The following is a 24,295-nucleotide window of genomic DNA, read 5'->3' on the forward strand; positions in this document are numbered from 1 at the left end:
TACACTCTGATCAGGGTTGGCATTATCAGCATATGATGTATCAGAAGATACTCAAAGACCATGGAATCGTACAAAGCATGTCAAGGAAAGGCAACTGTCTGGACAATGCCATGATGGAAAACTTCTTCGGACTTATGAAGAACGAATTACTATACGTGAATCATTTTGAATCTGTCGAAGAGTTTGAACGAGAACTGAAGAAATATATCTGGTGGTATAACAATAAAAGAATAAAACTGAGATTAAAAGGAATGAGCCCGGCTATATACCGAGCTCACTACTATAGAGAGATAAATAATTAACGTTTAATTTAATGTCCAACTTTTCGGGGTCACATCATCGCGACGAAGGGCACTTGAACTTAAAATTACAATAACGTTCTTATTGTGTGATAATCAATCTTTTTTTATCATTAGGGTGCCACTGGAGTCAGCGTCCAGGTGTCGTCAGCATTTGTTGTGGTAGAGATGGCGAGGTTCAACCCACCATAGGTGCCAGCCGTCAAAGGATCACTGGGTGACCAAGTGCCAGTGGCAGCAGTACCATCAAATACCTGTGCAGTGCCGAATGTTATCGTGCCGCAGTTTTGAGTGCCGCTTGCTAAATATCCAACACCCATAATATTAGGACTATCTTCACCCTTTGTTACAGTAACTTTTGTAACGTTTGCTGTAATCGCGATTGCGCCACATGTATTGCTGCCACTAAGATCAACCAGGCCCGTACCAATACCAGCAGCATATTTACCACCAGTAGCGGTTACTGTACCACCATTAATCGCGATTGCGCCACATGTATTGCTGCCACTAAGATCAACCAGGCCCGTACCAATACCAGCAGCATATTTACCACCAGTAGCGGTTACTGTACCACCATTAATCGCGATTGCGCCACAAGTATTGCTGCCACTTCCATCAGCCCAGCCCGTACCAATACCAGCAGCATATTTACCACCAGTAGCGGTTACTGTACCACCATTAATCGTGATTGCTCCACATGTATTGTTCTTATCTATATTTAATCCCGTTCCAATACCAGCACCATAAAGGCCACCTTTAGCGGTTATCTCGCCACCTTTAATCGTGATTGCTCCACATGTAATGTCGAGACTGTAATTATAGCTCGATCCGATACCGGCACTTTGCGTGCTACCAGTAGCGTTGAGTTTACCATCACCTGCTGTTTCGGCATCAATGGTGAGCGTTGTTCCTGAAGGGCCAACATCTATACCAGCTTTTAGGAAATATCCTTTAACCGTATTCGTAGAACCATCGGCCAGGATGATAGTGGCATCGCCTAAGCATTTGATTCCATTTGTGATATTAATACCATTGAGTGTAACCGTTGCGCCAGCCTCAATGGTAATAGACTTGGACACAGAAGTTGTGACGTCACCCTCGATGAGCCAAGATTCATTGGTAGTCACGGCAGCATTGCCATCAGTATTGACATTCCATATCTTATCGTAAACGTAAACGCTGCTTGTAGCGGTCAAGTCGCCAGCTTTAGCGGTAATGGTGGCAGTACCTTTTGCTTTAGGTGTTACTTGACCATTAGCGTCAACGGTAGCCACGTTCTCATTACTCGAAGTCCAGGTGATGGTTGCGTCGCTAGGTGTAACTGTCGGCGTTAGTACTTGAGCAGTAAGAACATTCTTGTCAAACCTCAAGTTTGCTTTGTCGAGCGACAGGCTTGTTACAGCAGGAGTAACTGTTACCACATACGATTTCGAATCGGCGAGGAAGATCTTTTTGCCGCCGGTGCTGTAGCCGGTGGCAGTGGCGGTGATGGTGGCTTCGCCTTCGGCAATAGCGGTTACAAGGCCTTCGCCATCAACGGTGGCTACATTGGTGTTGCTCGAGGTATATTCCACCACGGCACTGGTCACCGAGATGGCCTTGCGTCTGTAAGTGTCGCCAGCTTTGATGGTTACCGGGGCCTCGCTCAACTGGAGATAAGCCGGTGTTGGATTGTCTTCGCTGGCGAAGATGTCGTCGCAAGCAGTGAAGAGCACAGCCAGGCAGCACATCAGCGATGCCTGCAGCAGTCTTGAAATACTTTTCTTTGTCATGATTAGATTGTTTTAGAAAATTATTATATGTTATTACGTAAAAATTACTATGTCATCAGGTATCGGCTACAAAGGTAAAAAAATTTTCGGCTGCTTTCACCTCTTCCATATTAAATAACGTTAATTCGCAGAATGTTTTTTCATTTCGTCCCACAAAACACCACCGACATCCCCTATCAAACCCGTTCGGTCGATATCCTTAAACCGCTCGGCCAAAGGTCGAGCGGTCCTAATCGTCACAACTATGCTGCAGACTTTTGGTGTTTAGCTATAAACTGTGGACTCTTGGTGTACTGCTGGGAGGCAGGATTGTAGGTACAATAACCACGCTGTAGCCATTTACGCAGCTGAGCCTGTCCGTCGCCTCGCATGCCCTGTGCGCGACGCACAGTGTTCAAGTCGTCGAGGGTGAAGGAATCCTGCAGGAACTCCATCAGATTGCGGCGACCTGGTACCAAGGCGGCTTTGTCGAGATCCATCGCACGACGCATCTTCTCGCCAAAAATCCACATCTTGCACCACATGTCGTAGTGGAACGACCAGCGCACAAACTCCTCTATCTCCCTACTCCACTTCTGTCCGTTCAGGATGTAAAGCACCATACCTCGCTTAAAGGCCGAAAGGGTGGCACGATAAGACAGTTCGCGATATACATCGTCGTCGGCCAGAGCCGAATACTGGCGGTTCTCCTCAAGCATCTCGGCTATCAAAGCATTGGCTTTCTTGCATACGATGAGGCCTTTGGCATCGTTGAGTAGTGCTACCTGCTCCTGTACCTGCTTGGTGTACTTGTCGTCGTAGATGCCGTAGAGCGGCATGCGGTCGTCATCAGTATAGATGGTGCTGAACGACATACGCGAGAGAGTGCCATCGAGCATGGAATCGGCAAAGAATCGGCGACACTTGCCTGGGGTGGTTGATGCGTTCCAGTTCCAACGCACCTCTACGCACTCTGATACCGACTTGGTGCCAACACGCTCCTGTCCGTATTCACCGCAGTCGTAGGCCAGGCGCAGAATCTCTGTCACGTTATTACCCTTACCATTGGTCTTAAGCTGGTTCAGCATACCTATCTCATCCATACGGGTGTAGAGGAATCGACCGCCGGCATCGGCCATCAGCTGTACGAATGCAGCTGGTGTCATATCACTCTTTACCCACTGTACAGCCAAACCCTTGGGGCGCTCTGGTTTCTGCTCATCGGCAGGACAGGCATCGTACTGTTCCTTGTACTCCTGCATCAGCTTACGGTTCTTGGTGTCCTGCTCTTTGATATCGGCCATGATAGCATCGATGGGCTTGTTGACAGCAGACTTACCACTCGACATCTCTGCCACGTTCACATTCATAAAGGTAGGCTCTACCAGCGCATTGTCGTTGTAGCGGAATTTTACGCCTTTGCAGTGGGCTCCAAGCGACGGGAACACGCTCATGGCTACAGATGGTTTGAGGTGTTCGGGTACATTCTTGGTTATCAGACGCATAAACTTGGTAAGCCTCTGAGGCATTACAGGGGGCTTAGGCGCGTTAATACCGTTCTGCAGGATAAGTTCGTCAACCTGCTGCTGTTTACGGGCCATCTCAATGGCACGATTCACCAGATCGGGCACAGTTTTGGTCTGCGGACGATTGCAAGCCGAACGCACGGTTGAGATGAACTTAGCCTCTTCCTCGCCGTAACGTGGCAGCACCTGGGCAATCCAGCGTGGGTCATCATTACAAACGTAGCGCAGATGGCAAGCCATCGAGAAAATAAAGTTGTTGCGTGCTCCTTGAGCAGGTACACCGCCCAGTAATTCCTCCATAGCACGTACTATCTGGGGGTAGCTGACGCCCAAGAAGTTATCCTCGAAAATGCTTGTTTCTTCAGCGGGAACTGGCAGTTCCATAGGTAGAAACTGCGAATTTCCATTTTCAGCCTCATCGGGGACATCCACCTCGCGCTCGGCAAACAGCAACTCCTCGTCGTAATGCAACAGATAGTCGCGGCAAACCACAAACGAACAGCGTGCCATATCCTTTACGCAGCCATCGTAAGTGTCGTCGCCCAGCTGCTGCGCCATCCACTGCTGTGCCTGGGCCAGCGTCATACCTTTGGGCATCACAAACACCAATCGGATACCCTCGCCACTTGGCGAAATGTGCACCAAGGCGATTTGCAACTCTTCCTCGCGACCAGCCACCTTAGTATTATAATAGGTGCGCGGATCGATAGTGAGATGATCGACATCGTAGATCGACAGTCCGCTTGGCACAGCCGACTCGTTGTGACGATAGCCATCGGTAAACATAGCGTGAAAACAAACCACAGGCAGATTCTTAGTTTTAAGCTCGCCTTTAAGAGAGTCGAAGGCCTCGCGTGTGAGCGTACCTTCTTTTACCTTCTGGAGATTAGTAGCAATCTCTCGGCAGGTGTTAGACACAAGCTGGTTATCAAACGCAGCATTCAAGAGCTCAGGAGTGCAGGGCTGCATCTGAGCGGGCGCCATTGCTGAATGGCAAATTGAAAATGTTCCTTTTCGCATACTTTTTACTTTTTTTCGATATTCTACATTGTGTCCTCGGCCGAAAGACGCTGCAAAAATACGATAAAAAAATAAGGTGTACCAAACGTTCCTCCAGCAGTTTTTAAACCGTTGGAACGTTCGAATTGCGTTGGAATGTTTTCGTTGGAAAATGATGATTGGGAAAAATTCCCCAGTCATCAATTATAGCCGATTTTTTTGCGTAAGAGGTCTCTGAGTTCTGTTGCTGCCACCATCATTCGCTGGTGCTTGGCGCCGCCGCCATTCCAGTCTTTAAAGGCAAACAGAGCATAGTCGCTATCCTTGCTCACATTGTCGTAATCACAGAATACCTTATACTTGCTATCTGCACCAAAGCCCCAGTCGGTCATCTTTTTGCAGAAGGCTCTCATATCAACATCTTCTTTTGAAGAGCCCAGCAGATGGTAATCGAACATCAGAATGCTGGCAAAGGCAGCCCACTGGTTCTTCTGACAGATAATAGGTTTCCCGTGCGCGTCATTCTTTATTAATAGCTCGCTCAGGGCTTCCTTCATCTTCTCTTCGCGCTGCGATTCCGTTAGTTTTGAGGCCAGTTTCTTTATCTGTTCAATAGGTTCAGTATCACCCTCACGGCCCCAGCGTTCTATCTGTACGCGACCTTTCAGTATCATCAGCACAATACCCGACAGCAATGGGAACAGGTATCGGCGCGATACATGCTTGTAATACACCTCGCGTAGAAAATCCACTGGGTCGGTCAGGAACTTGTCGTAAAGTTGATTGGGAAATGCATGTAGCTGCTCTTCAAGCTCGTTTAATCGGTTGTCGTAGGTATAGTGATAATCGGCCAGACCCTGATGTTTTAACTTTGTGGGCCACTCTATAAACAAATGACGGGCTACCTGCTCGCGGTTTACATAGCGCATCAGCATACCCTTTTGTTCGCGTAGCTGCTTGGCTATGGCCTGCAGTTCTGGCTCGGGGCGCTGCGACAACTGCTGCTCCAACCAGTAACGCTTGCGGGTCATCTCGCGACTGGCATCGTAAAGATGTTCTTTTATGAGTATCTTAGCCATCGCAAGTATCTCGTCCTTAGGAGCCTCATCCTTCAGAGCATCCTCAAGGTCGATAATCATATCGCCTAACTCTTCCATTTTGCGCGGCAACAATGGTATACCATCGTAGTACCAATCAGCATAGGCGCTATCGTCGTAGTCATCGTAATCGCTGTCAACCACGGCTACATCCACCTCAACCGTCAGCAAAGGCGGCTCCTCTACAAACTCCACCACCTTGCCTTGCAGTCGTTCACGCTCAGATGCTTTCAGGACCTGATACACCACATGCTGATCGGTTACTGCTACATGACCGATATTCTGCAATCCCTCGCGCACACGAACGGCATAGCGATCTACGATGTTATCGGGCTGGGGTTGCAACGTTAGTTTTTTACCTATGCTTTCGGTTACATATTCTTGCCAGTGGTTGCGCACATCTCCGTGCGACAGTCCCACCACATCAATTCTTAGTTTGTTCATATCGGGATGCAAAGATACAAAACATTTGTGACAATTAGGACAAAAGACAACACATTTTATACATGGTTTAAGCTACTACGAGTAAACAGTACGTTTACTACTACCAAACATAATGTTTACTATTAATAGTAATGATTGTTAGTATTAATATCCCCTAACCTGATAAAAGCGTGCAAAAAAGACAGTATTAATTGTCTTATTTGTCACACGTATACCGCCTGCCGATTTGTTAAGTAATGATTTTTCATTTCTAAATAAAATGGCAGATTCTGCTACCATACTATGGAAAAATATTTCCCTAGTTAGGGCGCAAAAATTCCCTAACCTGGAAAAAAATGCGGATATTAAGTAGTGGTTTTTGCACAGCATTGCATTGTAAATTGCTTTTACCAAGCTAAAGATTATGCTGACTGCGCAGGGATGAAAAAAAATGCCGTTTTTCTTGGATAGTATCTGATTAAATGGGGATTTCCCTATCGCTTGGTAGGGAAACGGCTGCACGTTTTTATTTTCATAATCTTATCTTTGCAGCATAAATGTATGATTAAAGCTTAGGATTATGATGAAAACGATTAGAAAAATGGCCCTGGTGGGCGTGTTGGGAATTGTGATGAGTTCGTGTGCAGGGTTGTTCACTACCGTGGCCGACATGGCTGCAAGTATCAAGGTGGGCATGACCAAGGATGAGGTGACGGCCAAGATGGGCAAACCGCAATATCGACGCTTCGACGGCAACCGGGATGAGTGGGAGTATCGCGAGCTGCTGAACAACGACGACTATGATGTGGTGGTGATGCAGTTTTACAACGATCGTGTGGTGTCGATGAACTCCTTCCGCGAAGTTCGACACCATCACCCCCACCCCGACAGCAAAAGATAGGATAAACTGTTAGTTTCGACGGCAGAAACTATCAGTTCCCCCGCATGGGACTGGCATTACAGGCGATTGATGATTTCGCCTGCAAAGATAGCGATTGAGTTTGGTATGGAGCCCGCTTTTTCTCTGCCCTAATCAAAAAAATCGCCCAAAAGTTTGGAAAATGTTCATTAATTGATTAACTTTGCAGCGGAAATACTAATCGAAAATGGAAATGGAAACACAGAAGAAAAAAGCAATTATGGAGAGTACGAGTTTCGAGGAGTTGCTTAATGCCGAGTATGGCGAGCGTGGCACAGAATCTCGTGAAAAGTTTGAAGTAGAGGCTGAAGCATTCTGTTTGGCAGAGTGTTTAAAGGAACAGCGTCGATTGGCAGGGCTTACTCAAGAGCAATTGGCCGAGAAGATTGGTACAAAGAAAAGCTATATCTCAAAAATTGAAAACGGTCATGCAGATATTCAGCTTTCTACCCTATTCCGCATCTTTGCTGGCTTAGGAAAACGTATCTCGCTTACCGTTTTATAACTATCACAGAGGTATTATGAAGATAGTTTTTATTGGATCGGGAAATCTGGCCACGCAGCTGGGACTGGCACTCGGCCAGGCTGGACAGCAGATAGTGCAGGTGTTTAGCCGTACGGCTGAGCACGCCAGCGAGTTGGCCGCCAAGTTAAACTGCGATTACACCACCAACATCGACGAAATCAGCGGAAATGCCGATATCTACATCATCTCAGTAAAGGACGATGCCATCGCAGGGCTGGCCGAAAAGGTAGGTCGCAAGGCGCAGCAGGCCATCATCGTTCACACGGCGGGCAGCATAGCGATGGATGTGCTGAAGCCTTATGCGCAGCACTACGGTGTGCTCTACCCCATGCAAACATTTTCAAAAAACAAACGGGTGGATTTCAAGCCGATACCTTGCTTCCTGGAGGCATCTGACGAGGCAACGCTCGACGCCATCCGCACGCTGGCCGAGAGCATCTCGGGAAACGTGGTACCAGCCACTTCGGCACAGCGCAAAAAGCTGCATCTGGCTGCCGTGCTGGCCTGCAACTTTGCCAACCACTGCTACCGACTGGCCGAAAAGGTGCTTGAAGAAGAGCAGATGGACTTTAAGCTGTTTCTGCCGCTTATCGATGAAACGGCTAAAAAGGTGGCCCTGCTAAGCCCCAAACAGGCTCAAACAGGCCCCATGATGCGCTGGGATACAGGCGTGATGCAGATGCAGCAGGAGCTGCTGAGCGATGCGCGCACCCGACAGATATATCAACTGATGGCGGAGAGCATCCACGCCGATGCTACATCAGCAGATGATACGTGCCACCAGCCAAAGCCTTGACAACACCCTTCATCTCGAGCTGGAAGAGCAAGGCGGCAAGCTGACTGACAGGTATGCCCGTCTTCACACTCATGATATTAAGCTGAATATCGTTGGTTTGCCGCAGCAGGCCAACGATTTTCTGTTCGTCGGCCGTGAACTCAGGAAACAGCTGGCGCTCTATGCCTTCGGCTAGTGCCTGGCGGCGCACTTTATCTACCTGCCATCCCATGGCCTGCACAAAATCCTCGGCACTGGTGATGAGGGCGGCCTCGTTGTCGCGAATCAGGTGGTTGCAACCTTCTGAGAAGGGATTGCCCACATTGCCCGGAAAGGCATACACGGGGCGATCATAACTCAGAGCTATCTGAGCCGTAATCAAACTGCCACCCTTGGCTGCACTCTCTATCACCACGGTGGCATCGGTGCATCCAGCCACGATGCGATTGCGGCGCACAAAATTCACCCTGTCGGCATTGGTCTTGGTCATAAACTCTGTGAGCAAACCGCCGTGCTGCACCATCTCGGCTGCCGTGTCGCGATGATGATAAGGATAGATTTGATCGAGCCCATGGGCCACCACTCCCAGCGTATCGTAACCACACGCCAGGGCCTCGCGATGGGCACAGATGTCCACACCATAGGCCAGTCCGCTAACGATGAGCACTTGCGGGCACAGCTCATGAAGCTCGTGCACAAACCGCCTCACCACATCCTTGCCGTAGCGCGTAATCTGTCGGGTGCCCACGATGCTGATCAGGCGCTGCTGGTTCAGGTCGGCATTACCTTTATAATAAAGCACCAGCGGGGCATCTACACAGTCCAGCATGCGTTGCGGATAGTCGTCGTCGAGCAGCGAGATAGCGCGCACCTGGTGTTCTTCCATAAACTTCAGTTCCTCTTCAGCGCGCTTCATGGCGGCATCCCAGCCCTTCAGCGCCTCAACCATGCGGGGCGGACAGTTGGCGATGAAATCGGTTACTTCATAACGGTGCTCATACAGATTCTGAGCGCTTCCGGCTGATTTATATAGTTCAAGAGCCAGTTGAAAATTAAAGTTAGTAAGGCGCGTGAGCGCCATCGCATAGAATATTTCTTCGTTCATCGATATTTATTTGCGTTTTAGATATTCGTAACCAAAGCGACAGCGCAGGCATTCTTTCTTGTCGCAATATTCATTTTTAAGCTGTATCAACGCCTGTGAGTCGCCTGCCGACTTGATAGGCAGTCCCACCTGCTGCCACATGCGGATGATATGGTTGTTTTCGGCCTTAAGCTGCTCCAGGAAGTCAAAGGCCTTGTCGCACAGCACCTCCTTGGAGCTATGGCGCCCGTAGGCAAACAGCATGGGGATGGCGGTATTGATCATGAGCAAATTGACCGAACCCGCCGAGAGATGCTTCTCGTTTCGAGCACTGGCAGAGCCGAAGGTGTAGTGGGTTTCCCAATAAGGCGTCACCTGAGAACTGAGCACCGACTTCAGCTCGTCGATAGTCTCGCACTCAATCAACTGACTTAGTCCGGCTTTCTGCTGATAATACAGATTGGCCAGCTGCGAGATACGGATATGCGGGAAGTTCTGCGGGCGCAATCGCAGAAAGCGCCACAGCTTGAAATTAATCGGTTTCATCGAGAACTTATGGGCCAGATAGAGATACTCATTGCGCAAGCGGGCAAAGTAGCCATCGTTGAGCGCCTCCTGCTGGTAGCACTCAGGCACGGCGTCGAGCTCCAGCAGTCCTGCCTGCCCCATAAAAATGGCTTCTATCTGAAACAAATCGTCGCGATGATGAGCCACAGCTCCCAGTGGGATATGCTGCGACCAGAGCTCAAACACATCACTATTGATACCAAAGCCGTAATTGCGCGCCAGCGTCATGAAATAGGCATCCTCCCACGAACCATTGCACAGCTCGGCACGCTTGCGTATGTCGGCCGTCTTGCGCTCCAGGCGCTCTGCCTGCAGGGCAGCCATCCACGAGTGTACGGTGAGCGAGGGCAAATCGGGTATCACCTTATAACAGGCGGGATACTCCTCCGTGCGGCGCAGCTCATCATAATGGGCCTGCACATGCGCGGGCACATCCAACTGCAACTGCGGCACATACTGCCCATTGCTCTTCATCACCTCGGTATCTATCACCTTGGCCACATGCAGAATCACGTTGTCGTAGGCGCTATCCTTGTCGTGCCCATGAGCATACCAGTCGCTCGACTTGTCGTGAATCTCCACATTGCCGGCCCACATCGTACCACCAATCCAGATCTTAGCATTCGTAAAATCGGGTCCTGCATCGTGATTAAGTTTTCCTGGGTCGATCACCTCAACAAGCAGGTCATCGCTCGTTCTGAGTTCTTTCAGCGGAAAGAGCTTCAACTTCCAAGTATAGTGGAGTAACTGTTCCATCAGAGATTATTTAGTTTTTAGCAAGAAATTTGGGCACAAAAATACATTATTCCATCGAATCTGCCAAATAATATCACAAAAAATTGGAATTCGCACAAGAAATTTGAAAATTTGGAGTAACTTTGCACCCGAAATGAAGATAGGCGAGATAGAATTTGGACAGAATCCGGTGTTTCTGGCACCGATGGAAGATGTGACAGATATCGGTTTCCGACTGCTGTGCAAGCGGTTCGGAGCTGCTATGGTTTACACAGAGTTTGTGAGCGCCGAGGCGCTGATACGTGATGTGAAATCTACCATATCGAAGCTTACCATCAGCGATACTGAGCGCCCTGTGGGCATTCAGATCTACGGTCGCGACGTGGAGGCGATGGTAGAGGCTGCAAAAATCGTGGAACAAGCCGGTCCGGATCTCATCGACCTGAACTTTGGCTGCCCTGTGAAGAAGGTGGCAGGCAAAGGCGCTGGCGCTGGCATGCTGCAGAACATACCCAAGATGCTGGAGATAACGAGCAAGGTAGTGGACGCCGTGAAATTGCCCGTAACAGTAAAAACCCGACTGGGATGGAACCACGAGCAACTGATTATCACCGAGCTGGCCGAACAGCTGCAGGATTGCGGCATCAAAGCGCTGACGATTCATGGTCGCACACGCGCTCAGATGTACACCGGCGAGGCCGACTGGACGCTGATTGGCGAGGTGAAGCGCAACCCACGCATACATATTCCTATTATAGGTAATGGCGATATACACAACCTTGACGAGGCCGACGCTGCCTTCAAGACCTACGGCGTAGATGCCATCATGATTGGCCGCGCCACCTTCGGATGCCCATGGATATTCAGTCGCGAGGAGATGGACTTCAATCAGAAACTCGACATCCTGGAAGAGCTGCTGCGCATCAACGTGGAGCGTATAGACGAGAAGCGAGGCATCCTCCACACTAGAAGACACCTCGCCGCTACACCTATCTTTAAAGGAATACCCGATTTCCGTCAGACGCGTATCGCCATGCTGCGAGCCGAGACGATGAGCGAGCTCATGCAGATTCTCGAAGATACGCGAAAACTGCTCGGTTAATCCTTCACTTTCTTAGAACCAATTCATCAGCTGGCGCAGATAAGCTGTCAGCTCGCCTGCCATCTTTTCATCCTGATACACATTGGGATGCCAGTCGTTGCCATACCACTCATTGCCCGCGATAGGACTCATATCAAAGCGATACACCTCATTGTCACCGGCCTTCTTGGCCTCGGAGGCCACCTCGTCGAGCAACTGCTTCACATCCTTCAGCTCCTTATTATACAGCATCGAACCCGACAAGAACACAATCTTGGCCTTGGGATTATGCAGTCGCACCATCTCAAGCAACTTCTTGTAGTTCTGCTTCAGCAACTTCAGGTCGTAGTTGTTGGTCGAGGTATCATTGGTACCCAGATTAATACAGATGACATCGGGCTGGTAACGACTGAAGTCCCACTTTTCGCGAAGGAATGTAGCCTCCTGGCGCAACTGGGGCTTCCACGCGTATCCTATATATTCATACTGCACCAGCATGTTCGACTCAGGATTGCCCGTCTTCGGACCGTCGTAATTGCGATAAGCACCAATACCGCTGCGCGCCACCACCCAGTGCTGGGCATCCAGATTGCGCGCTGTGATCGAGGCATACGAGTAATAATGATTCTCAGTAGCATAGTCGAAATGCTCCTCTTTCTTCAGTCCTTCATTACCATAGCCACAGGTGATAGAATTGCCGATGAATTCTATCTTTCTGGATGGCAACGCGGGCGCATCAACCAACTGCTTGCCCTTATCAAGCACAAAGCCCCAGAACTCAGGATAAAACTCGTAACCCTCGATGGCATACATCAGTTTCACCGTATGAACCCCGTCGGCCAGAGCTGTAGCCAGCGTCACCACCGAGTCGCGCTCTCCGCAGAAAGCCACCTTGAAAGGTTCTGCCTTATCAATCTGAGCCACAAAATAACCACTCTTGGGCTTGGCTATCATGCGCAGCGAGGTGCCCTCGAAAGCTGCAGAAATCTGAACACCGGGAAAATTAAACGCAGGACGCTCTGGATTAGTAAAACTGATACGACCAGCATACTGGATGTGACAATCGGTAGGTTTTACCACATTTCCTTGAATAGGTACGGTCACTATGGCCGAGATTTGTTGACAAAAAATAGCTGAAAAAGCTAGTAAAATAATTTTTTTCATATAATTTTTAAGTTTTGGTTGCAAAGTTACGAAATCTTTTTGTATCTTTGCCCCAATTAAACCATAAAATTTGTCAAATATGATTGTAGGAGCAGTACTACTAGGATTACTTGTATGTGTAATCGGTTATTTCATCTCTACTCAGCGCGCGCTGGTAAGTCTCGATGAAATGTGTAAAAATGCCCTGAGCCAGATTGAGGTTCAGCTTAATTCGCGTTTCGACGCCGTAGTGGCCTTAGCCAAAACAGCAGCTCAGTATGCCAAGCACGAGAGCGAAACCATTATCCAGACCATTGAGGCTCGTGGCGGGCACACCTCTGCCGCAACGCCTGCCGGCATCAACGCACAGTCGGATCTGCTGGGACAGATGATGGGCCGACTGAACGTAGTTGTGGAGCAATACCCCGAGCTGAAGGCCAGCGAGCTCTATCTCAATGCACAGGAGGGACAGAAAGAATATGAGGAGAACGTACGCGTATCTCGCATGGTGTATAACGACACCGCCACCAAGATGAACCGCCTGGTGCGCCAATGGCCATCAAGCATCGTGGCTTCGTTGCTGCACTTCGACGAGAAAGAGTATCTCAAGGTCGACAACGAGCAGAAGAAGGCTTACCCCGATCTCGATGAAGCCTTTAAAAAATAATGATTGAAAAGTGAAAAATTATAAATAGCCACAGATTATTTTGTAGTCTGTGGCTTTTTTCGTAATTTTGCACACGAAAATATGATGGACGAGGATTTTGATATTCGCGAAGAACGCTTCTCTCAAGGCGAAAAAGACTTTGAGAACGCCCTGCGACCGCTAAGCTTTAGTGACTTTAGCGGCCAGAAGAAGGTTGTAGAAAACTTGGAAGTGTTCGTAGAGGCTGCCAAATACCGCGGCGAGCCGCTCGACCACACACTCCTGCACGGTCCGCCAGGACTGGGAAAGACTACCCTCTCGAATATCATTGCCAACGAACTTGGCGTGGGATTCAAAATCACCAGCGGACCTGTGCTCGACAAGCCTGGCGACCTGGCGGGAATACTCACCTCACTCGAAAAGAACGATGTGCTCTTTATCGATGAAATCCATCGTTTGTCACCAGTTGTAGAGGAATATCTCTACAGCGCCATGGAGGATTACCGAATCGATATCATGATAGACAAGGGGCCTTCGGCACGTAGCATCCAGATCGACTTGAATCCATTCACATTGGTGGGTGCCACTACTCGCAGCGGTTTGCTTACAGCTCCGCTACGAGCCCGTTTCGGCATCAACATGCATCTGGAGTACTATGAACCGGAGACTTTACAAGCCATTATTGAGCGTTCAGCCGGCATTCTTGGAGTGCCCATCACAGAAGATGCTGCACTCGAGATTGCAGGACGCTCGCGTGGCACGCCCCGTATCGCTAACGCACTACTGCGAAGAGTGCGCGACTTTGCACAGGTGAAAGGCAACGGAACCATCGACACCAAGATCACGCGCGTGGCCCTCACAGCCTTGAACATCGACAAATATGGTCTCGATGAAATCGATAATAAGATTCTGCTTACCATCATCGACAAGTTCCGTGGTGGCCCAGTCGGCATCACTACCATCGCTACGGCTATCGGCGAGGATGCTGGCACCGTAGAAGAGGTGTACGAGCCATTCCTCATCATGGAGGGATTCATCAAGCGTACACCACGCGGACGCATGGTTACAGAACTGGCCTACAAGCACTTCGGCCGAAACCCGTACGGAGGAAATATCATGCAACCTAATCTGTTCGACTGATATGAAAACAGGAATATTCGTAGGGAGCTTCAATCCCTTCACCATTGGCCACGATTCCATCGTGCGCCGCGCATTACCACTCTTCGACCGACTGGTAATAGGTGTGGTAGGCGATAACGTACACAAGCCCGACATGCCCACGGTGGAGCAGCGCATGCAGCCCATCAAAGAGCTCTATGCCGACGAAAAACGCATAGAGGTGAAACCGTATTACGGATTGGCCATGGACTTTGCAAAAGCAGAAAACGCACAATTCATCGTAAAAGGTGTGCGCAGCGTGACCGACTTTGAGTACGAGCAATGGCAGGCCGACTTCAATCGACGCCTAGGGGGCATCGAGACAATCCTACTCTACACAGAACCTGAGCTGGCCAGCGTGTCATCAAGCGCCCTCAGAGAACTGAAGCACTTCGGCGTTGACGTAAGCGATTATATTCCGAAAAAACATTAACTATGATAGTATACGAAGCAGAGGGGGTTAAATTCCCCAACATCAAGAAAAGAGAAACAACAAGCTGGATTCGTAAAGTAGCAGCTAGTTATGGGAAGAAAGTCGGTGAAATCGGCTACTTATTCGTGAACGACGACAAGATTCTCGAGGTAAACAACCAGTTTCTTGGTCACGACTACTACACAGACATCATCACCTTCGACTATACCGAAGGAAAGACTATCAACGGCGATATCTATATCTCTGTTGACACCGTATTCTCAAACTCCGACAAGTTCGGTCGTCCATACGACGAGGAACTGCATCGTGTCATCATCCACGGCATTCTGCACCTCTGCGGCATCAACGACAAGGGGCCAGGCGAGCGCGAAATCATGGAAGCTGCCGAAAACAAGGCACTCGACATGTTAGCTGAATAATTTAGTAAGGATAATAATAATACAAAAATGAAAAAGATTGTAATGACAACATTGAGCTGCTGCTCAATGATTGTAGTGGCTTTGACACTACAGAGCTGGAAAACCAGCGAACAGACGATGACAAAGGAAAACGGCATGACCGTCATCAACACAACAAATATAGGCAAGGACATACAGGGCTTCATGGGCCCCACTCCCGTCAAGATTTATATTCAGAAAAACAAGGTTGTGAAAGTTGAAGCGCTGAAAAACGAAGACACCCCAAAATACTTCCTGAAGGTGAAGAAAGCCTTGCTTGACAAGTGGAACGGCATGAAGGTAAAGGATGCCAAGAACATGAAGGTTGACGCCGTTACAGGTGCCACCTACTCTTCTAAGTCTGTCATCGAGAACGTAAAATTGGGATTAGATTACTATTCAAAGCACTAATCAGAAGTGCACAGCACTTATAATCAATGAACGAGGCCACGCTCGCATTTATCCGTAGCCATGCTAACGACGACGTACGGCAACTGGCACTTCAAGGCAAGAAGAATCCTGAGGTGGACATGACGTATGCACTCGACCAGATAGCAGGCCGACAGAAGGCGCGCGTAAAAATCCCATCATGGGCTGCCAACGACGGCATTGCGTATCCGCCTCACCTATCGATGGAACAATGCTCAAGCGAGGCCACAGCTCGTTATAAAGCCCGGATAGCGGGCAAAGGACAGAAAATAGTGGATCTGACAGCTGGTTTCGGCGTTGATATGGCATTTATGTCGGCCAACTTTGCCGAAGCTGTACACGTAGAACAGCAAGCCGCATTATGCGCCATTTCATCGGCCAACTATGCGTGCTTGGGCTTGCGCCACATCCAGGTGGTCTGTAGCGATGGTGTGGATTATCTGCACCAGATGGAGCATGCCGACCTGATATTCATCGACCCTGCCCGGCGCGATGAGCATGGCGGGCGCACCTATGGCATTGCCGATTGCACCCCAAACATCCTGGAGATTATCGATGAGATGCTGGAAAAAGCCCATCGCGTGATGATCAAACTATCCCCCATGCTAGACTGGCAGAAAGCCGTTTCCGACATCGGAAATGTCAGCGAAGTTCATATCGTTTCTGTAGGCAATGAGTGCAAAGAGCTACTCTTGGTTGTAGAACGGGAAGCACGCGACATCAGGTTTTTCTGCGTTAACGACAGTCAGGTATTCAACTATACCATCGGCGATGAAACTGGTAACTTTTATCAAGCCTCCACTTCACCCCAATATCTGTATGAGCCCAATGCATCGGTGATGAAGGCAGGCTGCTTCCAACTCATCGCCAAGCGCTTCGGCATCAGTCAGCCCGACAAAAACAGCCATCTGTTTCTGTCAGACCAGATAATACCTGATTTCCCAGGGCGCGGATTCGTCATCGAGCGCACCTGTACCATGAACAAACGCGAGCTAAAAACAGGCTTGGAAGGCATCACAAAAGCTAATATCGCAGTAAGAAACTTTCCCCTGTCCGTAGCCGAACTGAAGAAGCGCCTGAAGCTGAAAGACGGCGGCGACGTGTATATTTTTGCCACAACCGATGCTCAGAAAGGCCATCTGCTGTTGGTTTGCCGAAAAATATCTTAATATTTTTTGTTTTTTGCTCTTTTTTCCTTATCTTTGCATCGTTTTTTTAAGCTTAACGAACAAAGAGAGAGTTATGTCTGCAATAGAAATTAAAAAAGTCACCGATCGGAAAAGTCTCAAAGCATTTATTGATTTCCATCACGACTTGTATAAAGGGAATCCATACGATGCCCCCAACTTGTTCAGCGACGATATGCATACCCTGAGCAAAGATAAGAACGCCGCCTTCGAATTCTGCGAGGCAGAGTACTTCCTGGCTTACAAGGATGGCAAACTGGCTGGACGCATCGCCGCTATCATCAATCATCGCGCCAACGACAAGTGGGAACGCAAGAGCGTACGCTTCGGTTGGGTAGATTTCATCGACGATATCGAGGTGAGTAAAGCCCTCTTCGACGCTGCCCAGCAATGGGGCCGCGAAAAAGGCATGACCGAGATTGTGGGTCCGTTAGGCTTCACAGATATGGATCCTGAAGGCATGCTGATAGAGGGTTTCGACCAAATGGGCACTATGGCCACTATCTACAACTACCCTTACTACCCCAAGCACATCGAACAACTTGGTGGCTGGGAGAAGGATAACGACTACGTGGAATTCAAGCTCATCGTACCTGAAAAAGGTCAGATACCAGAGAAATTCAAGAAGATAGCCGAGATGGTGATGAAGCGCTATAATCTGCACCCCACCCACCCCAAGCGCAGTCAGGTGTTTGGCAAAGAGCAGATTGGTCGCAAGGTGCTCGATGTGGTCAACAAAACTTTCGGCCATCTGTATGGATACTCACAAATGACTGAGGCTCAGATAGATGAGTATCTGAAGATGTACTTCCCCATGCTCGATATGAACCTGATATGCCTGATTGAGGACTGGAACACACCTAACCACGACATCGTAGGTGTGGGCATTTCCATCACATCCATGACGCGCGCCCTGCAGAAGTGTCGCAAAGGACGCCTATGGCCTTTCGGATGGTGGCATTGCCTCAGAGCGCTCAAGTTCCACAAGGCTGAGGGTGTCGACCTCATGCTGGTGGGCATCCTGCCCGAATATCAGCAGAAAGGTGCCAATGCCCTGCTATTCTACGACCTCATCCCCAAATACCAGGAATATGGCTTCAAATGGGGCGAGACCAACGTAGAAATGGAGACCAATGAGAAAGTGCAAAGCCAGTGGCAATATCTGGACCACACTCAACATAAACGCAGAAGATGTTTCAAAAAGAATCTATGAACGATAATAACAACCAAATTAATCCCAGCACCCCGTTGTACGACGAAGGTAACATCCAGACCCTGACAGGTTTGGAGCATATCCGTCTGCGCCCAGGTATGTATATCGGTCGCTTAGGCGACGGATCATCGGCAGAAGACGGTATCTACGTACTGCTGAAAGAAGTTTTTGATAACTCTATCGACGAATTCAAGATGAAAGCAGGCGATAGAATCGAGGTAAATGTAGAAGACAATCTGCGCATCTCTGTGCGCGACTATGGTCGAGGCATCCCTCAAGGAAAACTGATCGAATCAGTCAGCATCCTGAACACCAGCGGAAAATTCGACTCTAAGGCGTTTAAGAAGTCTATTGGTCTGAACGGTGTAGGTGTGAAAGCTGTCAACGCGCTTAGCAGCCACTTCGAAGTGCATAGCTATCGCGAAGGCAAGGTGCGCAAAGCCGTGTTCGAGTGCGGAAAACTCATCAGCGACGTCACAGAACCATCTCAGGATGAAAACGGCACATATATCTATTTTGAGCCAGATGCCACCAAATTCGTGAACTACCAGTTTCACGATGAAATCGTGGAAAACATGCTGCGCAACTATACCTACCTGAACATCGGACTGACCATCATGTATAATGGACGTCGCATCCTGTCGCGTCACGGACTGGAAGACCTGCTGAAAGACCGCATGACCAGCGATGCGCTCTACCCGATTGTTCACCTGCAAGGCGATGACATCGAGATAGCTTTCACCCACGCTAATCAGTATGGCGAAGAATACTACTCGTTCGTCAACGGACAGCACACCACCCAAGGCGGTACGCACCAGAGTGCCTTCAAAGAGCATATCGCACGTACCATCAAGGAGTTTTATGGAAAATACGAATACGGCGATATCCGTACAGGTCTCGTAGCAGCTATTGCCATCAACGTAGAGGAGCCGCTGTTCGAGAGTCAGACCAAGATTAAACTGGGATCGCTCACCATGTCGCCAGATGGTGGCGTGAGCGTCAACAAATACGTAGGCGACTTCATCAAAACCGAGGTCGACAACTATCTGCATATCCATCAGGATGTGGCAGAGGTGCTTGAAAGCAAGATCAAAGAGAGCGAACGCGATCGCAAAGCAATGGCTGGCGTAACAAAACTGGCCCGCGAACGCGCCAAGAAAGCAAATCTGCATAATCGCAAGCTGCGCGACTGTCGCATACACTTCAGCGATGCCAAGAATGACCGCAAAGAGGAGTCGTGCATCTTCATTACTGAGGGTGACTCTGCCAGCGGAAGTATCACTAAGAGCCGCGACGTAAACACACAGGCCGTATTCTCGCTGCGAGGTAAGCCTCTGAACTGCTTCGGACTGACCAAAAAGGTGGTGTACGAGAACGAGGAATTCAATCTGCTTCAGGCTGCGCTCGATATCGAAGAGAGTCTTGAAAACCTGAGATATAATAAGGTTATCGTAGCCACAGATGCCGATGTGGACGGTATGCACATCCGTCTGCTTATCATCACCTTCTTCCTGCAGTTCTTCCCCGAACTCATCAAGAAAGGCCACGTTTACGTGCTGCAGACACCACTCTTCCGCGTTCGTAATCGTCGCACAAAGATCAAAAACAAGAAAGCAATTGCCGAAGCTGATGCTAAATCAGACAAAAAGAACGATTTCATCACACGCTATTGTTATAGCGACGAAGAGCGCCAGAAGGCCATCGAAGAGCTGGGACCTGATCCTGAGATCACCCGATTCAAAGGTCTTGGAGAGATTTCGCCTGACGAATTTGCTGGTTTCATCGGCCCAGACATACGTTTGGAGCAGGTAACGCTGCACAAGACAGACCAAGTAGCAAAGTTGCTGGAGTACTACATGGGTAAGAACACTATGGAGCGACAGAACTTTATCATCGATAACCTGGTGGTTGAGGAAGACCGCCCTGAAGAAGACATATATGAATAAAACGATTGCCTCTATGCTGTTATGCCTGGGTGCCATCAGTGCCCACGCACAGTTCCGTATCAACACTGGCGACGACTCGCCTCTACGCAAACTACAGTTCGCAGAGATAGCCGTCAGCAATCTCTATGTAGATAGTGTAGATGAGAAAAAACTGGTGGAAGACGGCATCAGAGGCATGCTCGACAAGCTGGACCCACACTCCTCATATATGACACCAAAGGAGGTGAAAGAGGCCAACGAACCACTTGCAGGCAATTTCGAAGGCATAGGTGTACAGTTTAATATCATTGAAGACACGCTGCTGGTGATTCAGCCCGTAACAAACGGACCATCAGAAAAGGTGGGCATCATTGCTGGCGACAGAATCATCACAGTAAACGATACAGCTATTGCCGGCGTAAAAATGTCGAAAGAGGAGATCATGAAACGCCTGCGTGGTCCTAAGGGAACCAAGGTAAAACTAGGCGTGGTGCGACAGGGCATCAAAGACAAACTGACTTTCACGGTTGTAAGAGACAAAATCCCCGTAAAATCAGTAGATGCCGTATATATGATACGTCCACAGATAGGCTATATCCGCATTGGCAACTTTGGTGCCACTACCCATCAGGAGTTCCTGGATGGACTGAAAAAACTGCGTGATCAGGGTATGAAGCATCTGATCCTGGATCTGCAGGAAAATGGTGGTGGCTACCTGAAAGCAGCAGTCGATATCGCCAACGAATTTCTGCAAAGAAACGATTTGATAGTCTATACCGAAGGTAGAAAGGTGCCCAGAACCGAATATAAGGCCGATGGAAGCGGCGTTTTCCGTCAGGGTAATATAGTTGTACTCGTAGACAGTTATACGGCGTCAGCGGCCGAAATTGTGACTGGAGCCATACAGGACCAGGATCGCGGTATAGTGGTTGGTCGCCGTACATTCGGAAAAGGACTTGTACAGCGTCCTATCGATCTGCCTGACGGCTCGATGATCAGATTAACCATTGCCCACTACTTCACCCCATCAGGGCGTTGTATTCAGAAGCCTTACACCAAAGGCGAGAACCGCGACTATGCGATGGACGTGATTAACCGACTGAAAAGCGGCGAGCTGACAAATGCAGACAGCATCCATTTTGCCGACTCGCTGAAATATGAAACACTTCGTCAGCATCGTACAGTTTATGGCGGTGGTGGTATCATGCCCGACGAATATATCCCATTAGACACCACCATTTATACCAGATTCCATCGCGAACTGGCAGCCAAGAGCATCGTACTGCAGCAGAACCTGCGCTACGTAGATAACAATCGCAAACAGCTGAAGAAGACTTGGACATCGTTCGACGACTTCAAACAGCACTTTGAGGTGCCACAGAGTTTGATAGACACCATCCTAAAGGATGGTGAGAAACAGAACATCAAGCCCAAGGATCAGGCTGAACTGGAAAAGACCATCCCCTATCTGCGCCTGCAACTCAAGGCGCTGATAGCTCGAGACATCTGGGATATGAGCGAATATTTCTCTATTTTCAACGAAGAAAATGCGATGGTAAAGCGCGCACTTGAAGTGATAACTGATAACAACTAATATAAAAATAGACTGATCATGAAAAAACTGTTTATGACGATGATGCTCATGGTGGCAGGCATTCTGACATGGGCACAGCATGCAAACAACGATGCATTTGAAACCATCAATGTTGATGAATTCGACAAGACGCTCCAGAACGGCAACGACAACCACATACTGGTAGATGTACGTACAACTGAAGAATACAGCGCTGAGCACCTGAAAGGAGCTCTCAACATCGATGTAAAGGATAGTCTGGCATTCATGCCAAAGGCAAAAGAGTTATTGCCTAAGGACAAAACGATTATGGTATATTGCCGTACAGGCCACCGCAGCGCTATGGCTGCTAACAAACTGGCCGCCGAGGGTTACAAGGTGATCAACCTGAAAGGCGGCATAACAGCTTGGAAAATGGCTGAGAAGGAAACTGTAAAATAAGAATATGATATTGAATTACGATGTAATTGTTATCGGAGGCGGTCACGCGGGATGCGAGGCCGCTTGTGCTTCCGCCAATATGGGTGCGAAGACATGTCTGATAACGATGGATATGAACAAGATTGCACAGATGTCGTGCAATCCTGCCATTGGCGGAATCGCTAAAGGCCAGATAGTCAGAGAGATAGACGCACTTGGAGGTCAGATGGGATTGGTAACAGACGCCACTTCCATCCAGTTCCGTATGCTGAACGTAGGAAAAGGTCCTGCCGTATGGAGTCCACGTGCACAATGCGATCGCGGCAAGTTCATTTGGGAATGGCGCAAGACCATCGATGAAACCGAAAATCTGGATGTGTGGCAGGATCAGGCTGACGAACTGATCGTAAAAGATAAGGAAGCTGTTGGCGTGCGCACCATCTGGGGCACAGAGATATATGCCAAATCGGTGGTGATTACTGCAGGAACATTCCTGAATGGATTGATGCACATCGGACGTAAAATGGTGCCAGGCGGACGTATTGCAGAGCCTGCTGTGCCACATTTCACCGAGAGTATCACCCAGCACGGCATCACATCTGAACGCATGAAGACGGGCACACCCGTACGTATAGACAAACGTTCAGTACATTTTGAAGAACTGGAGGAGCAGCCTGGCGAGAACCGTCCTTACCAATTCAGCTATATGAACAAAGGCGGCGCGCTCAAACAACTGCCTTGCTGGACGCTGAACACTAACGAGAAGGTGCATGAGATTCTGAAAAGCGGATTGGCTGATTCTCCACTATATAATGGACAGATTCAATCGATAGGTCCACGCTATTGCCCATCTATTGAGACAAAGCTTGTCACCTTCCCCGACCGCGATAAGCACCCGCTGTTTCTGGAACCAGAAGGCGAAGATACAAACGAAATGTATCTGAACGGCTTTTCATCGTCGCTGCCAATGGACGTACAGATAGAGGCTCTGAAGCAAATGCCGGCCTTCAGAGACGTTAAAGTATATCGTCCGGGCTACGCTATCGAATACGACTTTTTCGACCCCACACAGCTAAATCACGCGCTGGAATCAAAGATTATTAAGGGCTTATTCATGGCAGGACAGGTGAACGGCACCACAGGCTACGAAGAAGCTGGCGGCCAAGGCACCCTGGCTGGTATCAACGCGGCGCTGAAAGCTGGTTGTTCTGGTAGCGATATTGATGCGGCCAACAAACAATTTGTACTGCATCGCGATGAAGCATATATTGGCGTATTAATCGACGATTTGGTCACCAAAGGTGTCGATGAGCCCTATCGCATGTTCACTTCAAGAGCCGAATATCGCATTCTGCTGCGTCAGGACGATGCCGACGCTCGTCTCACAGAGAAAGCCTATGAATTAGGCATCGCCAAGAAAGACCGTTACGACTGGTGGATGGAGAAAAAGCAGGCTATCGAAGAAATCGAAACTTTCTGTCAGAATTTCGCCATCAAGCCACGCCTGATCAATTCGGCCCTCGAAGCACTCGGCACTACCCCACTCCAGTTTGGCTGCAAACTGATAGATCTGGTGAATCGTCCGCAGTTGAACCTCAAGAACCTTTCAGAAGTGATTCCATCGCTCAAAGAAATCCTGGAGCGTCCATCTAATCGAAAAGAAGAAATAGCAGAGGCTGCAGAGATACGTATGAAATATAAAGGTTATATCGACCGCGAACGATTGGTAGCTGACAAAATGCACCGACTGGAGAATATACGCATTCGAGGCAAGTTCAACTACGAAGAATTGCAAGGTCTATCGACTGAATGCCGACAAAAACTGATGAAAATCCAGCCAGAGACATTGGCTCAAGCCAGTCGCATACCAGGCGTTAGTCCTAGCGACATCAATGTACTGCTGGTACTGATGGGTAGATAGTGTTCCACGTGAAACATTTAAGTAGAAT

General features: G+C 48.9%; 22 protein-coding genes. 16 read left to right on the forward strand and 6 right to left on the reverse strand.

Annotated elements, in window-relative coordinates:
• Positions 1 to 302 (forward strand): IS3 family transposase (locus tag T360_RS0100070; RefSeq protein WP_028910969.1); only part of this gene is annotated, 302 nt, incomplete at its 5' end.
• Positions 303 to 412: 110 nt separating this feature from the next.
• Here the strand turns inward: T360_RS0100070 and T360_RS15565 are convergent.
• From T360_RS15565 to T360_RS0100085, 3 genes are all read right to left on the reverse strand, one after another.
• Entirely contained in the window at positions 413 to 2,071 is a 1,659-nt protein-coding gene (locus tag T360_RS15565; RefSeq protein ID WP_051523233.1) for an Ig-like domain-containing protein, read from the reverse strand.
• A 242-nt stretch (positions 2,072 to 2,313) separates the two neighbouring features.
• Positions 2,314 to 4,596: a DUF3987 domain-containing protein gene (locus T360_RS14190; protein ID WP_197019243.1), complete on the reverse strand. Its 2,283-nt coding sequence runs from the start codon at positions 4,594 to 4,596 to the stop codon at positions 2,314 to 2,316.
• A 179-nt stretch (positions 4,597 to 4,775) separates the two neighbouring features.
• Entirely contained in the window at positions 4,776 to 6,116 is a 1,341-nt protein-coding gene (locus tag T360_RS0100085; RefSeq protein ID WP_028910970.1) for a hypothetical protein, read from the reverse strand.
• A 559-nt stretch (positions 6,117 to 6,675) separates the two neighbouring features.
• Between T360_RS0100085 and bamE the strand changes: the two genes are divergently transcribed.
• The 3 genes from bamE (at position 6,676) to T360_RS0100105 (ending at position 8,336) form a co-directional block, all read left to right on the forward strand.
• Positions 6,676 to 6,996: an outer membrane protein assembly factor BamE gene (bamE, locus tag T360_RS14195; protein ID WP_051523235.1), complete on the forward strand. Its 321-nt coding sequence runs from the start codon at positions 6,676 to 6,678 to the stop codon at positions 6,994 to 6,996.
• Positions 6,997 to 7,234: 238 nt separating this feature from the next.
• A complete protein-coding gene (locus T360_RS0100100) occupies positions 7,235 to 7,519 on the forward strand; it encodes a helix-turn-helix domain-containing protein (RefSeq protein WP_036928511.1) in 285 nt (94 codons plus the stop codon).
• A 16-nt stretch (positions 7,520 to 7,535) separates the two neighbouring features.
• Positions 7,536 to 8,336, forward strand: a complete 801-nt coding sequence (locus T360_RS0100105) for a Rossmann-like and DUF2520 domain-containing protein (RefSeq protein ID WP_028910972.1) — start codon at positions 7,536 to 7,538, stop codon at positions 8,334 to 8,336.
• Here the strand turns inward: T360_RS0100105 and dprA are convergent.
• Positions 8,296 to 9,420 carry a DNA-processing protein DprA gene (dprA, locus tag T360_RS0100110; protein WP_028910973.1) on the reverse strand — a complete coding sequence of 375 codons (1,125 nt, stop codon included), beginning with the start codon at positions 9,418 to 9,420 and terminating at the stop codon, positions 8,296 to 8,298. The genes T360_RS0100105 and dprA overlap by 41 nt on opposite strands.
• Positions 9,421 to 9,426: 6 nt before the next feature.
• Positions 9,427 to 10,722 (reverse strand): DUF2851 family protein, encoded by a 1,296-nt coding sequence (locus T360_RS0100115; RefSeq protein ID WP_028910974.1) that lies wholly within the window; start codon positions 10,720 to 10,722, stop codon positions 9,427 to 9,429.
• A 133-nt stretch (positions 10,723 to 10,855) separates the two neighbouring features.
• Here T360_RS0100115 and dusB point away from each other — a divergent pair, with 133 nt between their 5' ends.
• Positions 10,856 to 11,803: a tRNA dihydrouridine synthase DusB gene (dusB, locus tag T360_RS0100120; RefSeq protein WP_028910975.1), complete on the forward strand. Its 948-nt coding sequence runs from the start codon at positions 10,856 to 10,858 to the stop codon at positions 11,801 to 11,803.
• 12 nt (positions 11,804 to 11,815) lie between these two features.
• Here the strand turns inward: dusB and T360_RS0100125 are convergent, their stop codons facing one another.
• Positions 11,816 to 12,946, reverse strand: a complete 1,131-nt coding sequence (locus tag T360_RS0100125) for an SGNH/GDSL hydrolase family protein (protein ID WP_028910976.1) — start codon at positions 12,944 to 12,946, stop codon at positions 11,816 to 11,818.
• A 79-nt stretch (positions 12,947 to 13,025) separates the two neighbouring features.
• Here T360_RS0100125 and T360_RS14200 point away from each other — a divergent pair, with 79 nt between their 5' ends.
• The 11 genes from T360_RS14200 to mnmG all read left to right on the forward strand — a co-directional run bounded on the left by T360_RS14200 (position 13,026) and on the right by mnmG (position 24,267).
• Positions 13,026 to 13,592: a LemA family protein gene (locus T360_RS14200; RefSeq protein WP_036928368.1), complete on the forward strand. Its 567-nt coding sequence runs from the start codon at positions 13,026 to 13,028 to the stop codon at positions 13,590 to 13,592.
• An 84-nt stretch (positions 13,593 to 13,676) separates the two neighbouring features.
• Positions 13,677 to 14,711, forward strand: coding sequence for a Holliday junction branch migration DNA helicase RuvB (gene ruvB / locus T360_RS0100135; RefSeq protein ID WP_028910977.1), 1,035 nt, complete (start codon positions 13,677 to 13,679; stop codon positions 14,709 to 14,711).
• Between the two features lies 1 nt (position 14,712).
• On the forward strand, positions 14,713 to 15,162 hold the full coding sequence (gene coaD / locus T360_RS0100140; RefSeq protein ID WP_028910978.1) for a pantetheine-phosphate adenylyltransferase: 450 nt from the start codon (positions 14,713 to 14,715) through the stop codon (positions 15,160 to 15,162).
• Positions 15,163 to 15,164: 2 nt separating this feature from the next.
• The gene (gene ybeY / locus T360_RS0100145) at positions 15,165 to 15,581 is read left to right on the forward strand and encodes an rRNA maturation RNase YbeY (RefSeq protein WP_028910979.1); all 417 of its coding nucleotides are present in this window, start codon (positions 15,165 to 15,167) and stop codon (positions 15,579 to 15,581) included.
• A gap of 27 nt (positions 15,582 to 15,608) precedes the next feature.
• Positions 15,609 to 16,010 (forward strand): FMN-binding protein, encoded by a 402-nt coding sequence (locus tag T360_RS0100150; protein ID WP_028910980.1) that lies wholly within the window; start codon positions 15,609 to 15,611, stop codon positions 16,008 to 16,010.
• 26 nt (positions 16,011 to 16,036) lie between these two features.
• Entirely contained in the window at positions 16,037 to 17,197 is a 1,161-nt protein-coding gene (locus tag T360_RS0100155) for a class I SAM-dependent methyltransferase (RefSeq protein WP_028910981.1), read from the forward strand.
• 73 nt (positions 17,198 to 17,270) lie between these two features.
• A complete protein-coding gene (locus T360_RS0100160; protein ID WP_028910982.1) occupies positions 17,271 to 18,428 on the forward strand; it encodes a hypothetical protein in 1,158 nt (385 codons plus the stop codon).
• Positions 18,425 to 20,374, forward strand: coding sequence for a DNA topoisomerase IV subunit B (locus T360_RS0100165; protein WP_036928370.1), 1,950 nt, complete (start codon positions 18,425 to 18,427; stop codon positions 20,372 to 20,374). Before T360_RS0100160 ends, T360_RS0100165 begins: the two co-directional genes overlap by 4 nt.
• Positions 20,367 to 21,947: a S41 family peptidase gene (locus T360_RS0100170; protein ID WP_028910984.1), complete on the forward strand. Its 1,581-nt coding sequence runs from the start codon at positions 20,367 to 20,369 to the stop codon at positions 21,945 to 21,947. The genes T360_RS0100165 and T360_RS0100170 overlap by 8 nt, the downstream gene beginning before the upstream one ends.
• Before the next feature lie 18 nt (positions 21,948 to 21,965).
• Positions 21,966 to 22,367: a rhodanese-like domain-containing protein gene (locus T360_RS0100175; protein WP_028910985.1), complete on the forward strand. Its 402-nt coding sequence runs from the start codon at positions 21,966 to 21,968 to the stop codon at positions 22,365 to 22,367.
• Between the two features lie 4 nt (positions 22,368 to 22,371).
• Positions 22,372 to 24,267, forward strand: a complete 1,896-nt coding sequence (mnmG, locus tag T360_RS0100180) for a tRNA uridine-5-carboxymethylaminomethyl(34) synthesis enzyme MnmG (protein WP_028910986.1) — start codon at positions 22,372 to 22,374, stop codon at positions 24,265 to 24,267.
• The last annotated feature ends 28 nt before the right edge of the window (positions 24,268 to 24,295 follow it).

Origin of the sequence: Prevotella sp. MA2016, from assembly GCF_000619825.1 — a bacterium.
Lineage (GTDB): Bacteria > Bacteroidota > Bacteroidia > Bacteroidales > Bacteroidaceae > Prevotella.

Bases quoted from the DNA above. Each gene is read 5' to 3' on its own strand.
- T360_RS0100150 (WP_028910980.1), top strand. From the start codon at position 15,609: ATGAAAAAGATTGTAATGACAACATTGAGCTGCTGCTCAATGATTGTA.
- T360_RS0100125 (WP_028910976.1), bottom strand. From the start codon at position 12,946: ATGAAAAAAATTATTTTACTAGCTTTTTCAGCTATTTTTTGTCAACAA.
- coaD (WP_028910978.1), top strand. From the start codon at position 14,713: ATGAAAACAGGAATATTCGTAGGGAGCTTCAATCCCTTCACCATTGGC.
- T360_RS0100105 (WP_028910972.1), top strand. From the start codon at position 7,536: ATGAAGATAGTTTTTATTGGATCGGGAAATCTGGCCACGCAGCTGGGA.
- T360_RS14200 (WP_036928368.1), top strand. From the start codon at position 13,026: ATGATTGTAGGAGCAGTACTACTAGGATTACTTGTATGTGTAATCGGT.
- T360_RS15565 (WP_051523233.1), bottom strand. From the start codon at position 2,071: ATGACAAAGAAAAGTATTTCAAGACTGCTGCAGGCATCGCTGATGTGC.
- T360_RS0100175 (WP_028910985.1), top strand. From the start codon at position 21,966: ATGAAAAAACTGTTTATGACGATGATGCTCATGGTGGCAGGCATTCTG.
- dprA (WP_028910973.1), bottom strand. From the start codon at position 9,420: ATGAACGAAGAAATATTCTATGCGATGGCGCTCACGCGCCTTACTAAC.
- T360_RS0100165 (WP_036928370.1), top strand. From the start codon at position 18,425: ATGAACGATAATAACAACCAAATTAATCCCAGCACCCCGTTGTACGAC.
- mnmG (WP_028910986.1), top strand. From the start codon at position 22,372: ATGATATTGAATTACGATGTAATTGTTATCGGAGGCGGTCACGCGGGA.
- T360_RS0100160 (WP_028910982.1), top strand. From the start codon at position 17,271: ATGTCTGCAATAGAAATTAAAAAAGTCACCGATCGGAAAAGTCTCAAA.
- bamE (WP_051523235.1), top strand. From the start codon at position 6,676: ATGATGAAAACGATTAGAAAAATGGCCCTGGTGGGCGTGTTGGGAATT.
- dusB (WP_028910975.1), top strand. From the start codon at position 10,856: ATGAAGATAGGCGAGATAGAATTTGGACAGAATCCGGTGTTTCTGGCA.
- ruvB (WP_028910977.1), top strand. From the start codon at position 13,677: ATGGACGAGGATTTTGATATTCGCGAAGAACGCTTCTCTCAAGGCGAA.
- T360_RS14190 (WP_197019243.1), bottom strand. From the start codon at position 4,596: ATGCGAAAAGGAACATTTTCAATTTGCCATTCAGCAATGGCGCCCGCT.
- T360_RS0100170 (WP_028910984.1), top strand. From the start codon at position 20,367: ATGAATAAAACGATTGCCTCTATGCTGTTATGCCTGGGTGCCATCAGT.
- T360_RS0100155 (WP_028910981.1), top strand. From the start codon at position 16,037: ATGAACGAGGCCACGCTCGCATTTATCCGTAGCCATGCTAACGACGAC.
- T360_RS0100100 (WP_036928511.1), top strand. From the start codon at position 7,235: ATGGAGAGTACGAGTTTCGAGGAGTTGCTTAATGCCGAGTATGGCGAG.
- T360_RS0100085 (WP_028910970.1), bottom strand. From the start codon at position 6,116: ATGAACAAACTAAGAATTGATGTGGTGGGACTGTCGCACGGAGATGTG.
- ybeY (WP_028910979.1), top strand. From the start codon at position 15,165: ATGATAGTATACGAAGCAGAGGGGGTTAAATTCCCCAACATCAAGAAA.
- T360_RS0100115 (WP_028910974.1), bottom strand. From the start codon at position 10,722: ATGGAACAGTTACTCCACTATACTTGGAAGTTGAAGCTCTTTCCGCTG.